The organism is Acidisphaera sp. L21, assembly GCF_009765685.1.
In the GTDB taxonomy this organism is placed as follows: Bacteria; Pseudomonadota; Alphaproteobacteria; order Acetobacterales; family Acetobacteraceae; genus LMUY01.
Genome location: NZ_LMUY01000096.1, coordinates 1 through 2,472, shown reverse-complemented (window position 1 = coordinate 2,472; position 2,472 = coordinate 1). Strand labels below are relative to the sequence as shown.

The 2,472-nt window shown below is 65.6% G+C and carries 2 protein-coding genes; both read left to right on the top strand.

From position 1 onward, the window contains the following. Positions 1-515 (top strand): calcineurin-like phosphoesterase C-terminal domain-containing protein (locus GSQ76_RS31300; protein ID WP_216851168.1); only part of this gene is annotated, 515 nt, incomplete at its 5' end. Between the two features lie 48 nt (positions 516-563). After that, a complete protein-coding gene (locus GSQ76_RS19220) occupies positions 564-2,285 on the top strand; it encodes an ABC transporter ATP-binding protein (RefSeq protein WP_158745735.1) in 1,722 nt (573 codons plus the stop codon). The last annotated feature ends 187 nt before the right edge of the window (positions 2,286-2,472 follow it).

The window sequence follows — 2,472 nt, the reverse complement described above, 5'->3', positions numbered from 1 at the left end:
TGGAAAGTGACGGCAGCCCCAACGGCTTCCATATCCTGTCGGTCGACGGCGCCCACTACACCACCACGCTGGTGCCCGCGCGGGACCCTGCGCGTTCCCAAATGCGCATCGTGCTCGACAGCCAGATGCACCAGGCCGATCGGGAGGTGCTGCGCGACTACCATTCCGGCGCGCTGCTGGCTGGCCCTATCCTGCAGGCTGCCGCGGCGTCCACGCGCGTTGTGGTCAACCTGTTCGATGGCGGCCCAAAATCCAGCCTCTCGATGACGATTGGGCGCGATGGCAAGGCTATCCCGATGCAGCGCGTGCTGCGGCGCGACCCGTTCGTGGACGAGGTCTACGCCCGCAACGTTGCCACCAAGAAACCGTGGGTGAACTCCGACCGTTCCACCCATATCTGGCAGGGCATGCTGCCGGCCGATCTCCCCGCCGGCACCCATCGCCTGACGGTGAGTGGCACCGATGAGTATGGTCGCCCGCACACGGGTTGGATGGTGCTGGAAGTCACCGCATAGCTGCCCCGGGGAGTCGACGCGCCCGGGGGCCACCGCCTACAAGGCGGCATGCTGAGACAGTTCTTCGCCTATTACCGTCCGCATCGTCGCCTGTTCGCGCTGGATTTTGGCTGCGCCGTATTTTCGGGCCTGCTGGAACTCGGCTTCCCGATGGCGATCCGCGTCTTCATCGACCAATTGCTGCCCAGCCGGGATTGGGGGCTGATCCTCCTCGCCTCCGCCCTGCTGCTGTTCGTCTACCTGGCCAATACCGGGCTGACGGCGGTGGTGGTGTATTGGGGCCATCTGCTCGGCATCAACATCGAGACGGAGATGCGGCGGCGGGCGTTCGACCACCTGCAGAAGCTGTCCTTCTCGTTCTACGACAACAGCAAGACCGGCAACCTGATCACCCATGTCACCAAGGACCTGGAAGATGTGGGGGAGGTCGCGCATCACGGGCCGGAAGATCTGTTCATCGCGATCATGACCTTCATCGGCGCCTTCGCGCTGATGTTCATGGTCAACACCGAACTGGCATTGCTGACGGCGATCATCACCCCGGTCGTCACCGTGGTGTCCTCCCGCTATGGCAGCCGTATGACCAACAATTTCCGCGCCCTGTTCCGCCAGGTCGGCGCCTTCAACGCGCGGATCGAGGAGAATGTCGGCGGCATGCGCGTGGTGCAGGCCTTCGCCAACGAGGAGCATGAGCGCCGGCTGTTCGCGGTCGATAACGCGCAATACCGCACGACGAAATTGCAGGCCTACAAGCTGATGGCGGCCTCCTCCTCCATCACCTATCTCGGCATGCGGCTGACGCAGATGGTGGTGATGGTGGCCGGCACTTGGTTCGTGCTGCACGACCAACTGACCCAGGGCGGCTTCATCTCGTTCCTGCTGCTGGTCGGCGTGTTTCTGCGCCCGGTGGAAAAGATCAACGGCGTGCTGGAAACCTACCCGAAGGGGATCGCCGGGTTCCGCCGCTATACCGAGTTGTTGGATGTCGAGCCGGACATCGTGGACGCACCCGGTGCCGAGCCGGCCGGCCCGCTGCATGGGGACATCCATTTCGACCACGTCACCTTCGGCTATGGCGATGGCCGCGTCGTCCTGCAGGATGTTGATCTGATGATCGGCGCCGGGGAGACGGTGGCGTTCGTTGGCCCCTCGGGGGCGGGCAAGACGACGCTGTGCTCGCTGTTGCCGCGATTCTACGAGGTGCAGTCCGGCCGGATCACCATCGATGGGATGGATATCCGCGACATGACGCTCGCCTCTCTACGTGGGCAGATCGGCATCGTGCAGCAGGATGTCTTTCTATTTGGCGGGACGCTGCGGGAGAACATCGCCTATGGCCGGTTGGACGCGCCGGAGGCGGATATCCTGGACGCAGCCCACCGCGCCCAATTGGATGCGGTGATCCGCGGCTTGCCCGCCGGGCTGGACACGGTGATCGGGGAGCGCGGGGTAAAACTGTCCGGCGGCCAGAAGCAGCGCCTGGCGATTGCCCGCATGTTCCTGAAGAACCCGCCGATCCTTATCCTGGACGAAGCCACCAGCGCCCTGGACAGCGAGACGGAGCGGGCCGTGCAGGGCGCCCTGGCCGCGCTGGCGATCGGCCGCACCACGCTGGTCATCGCGCACCGCCTAGCCACCATCCGCAACGCCGACCGCATCGTGGTGGTGGACGGGGCTGGCGTGGCGGAGCAGGGGCGGCATGAGGAGTTGCTGGAGGCAGGCGGCGCCTACCACCGCCTGCACGCGGCGCAATTCGGGGCGGTGGTATAACCATCCCAGCACGGAGGCTGTTCGCATGACCGATCGTAACGCGATAACTGGTGGCCTGGGGCGTCGCCGGGCTTTGTTGGGGTTCGGTTGTGGCCTGGGCGGTGGCGTCGCCGCGCCGTTTGCCGCCCGGGCGCAGTTGGTGCCCCCGGTCACGGCGCCGCCACAGGTGACACCCCCGCCGCCGGTT

What these genes read in the sequence shown, in the direction of transcription:
- GSQ76_RS19220 (WP_158745735.1), top strand. Translation starts at nt 564, where the DNA reads ATGCTGAGACAGTTCTTCGCCTATTACCGTCCGCATCGTCGCCTGTTC.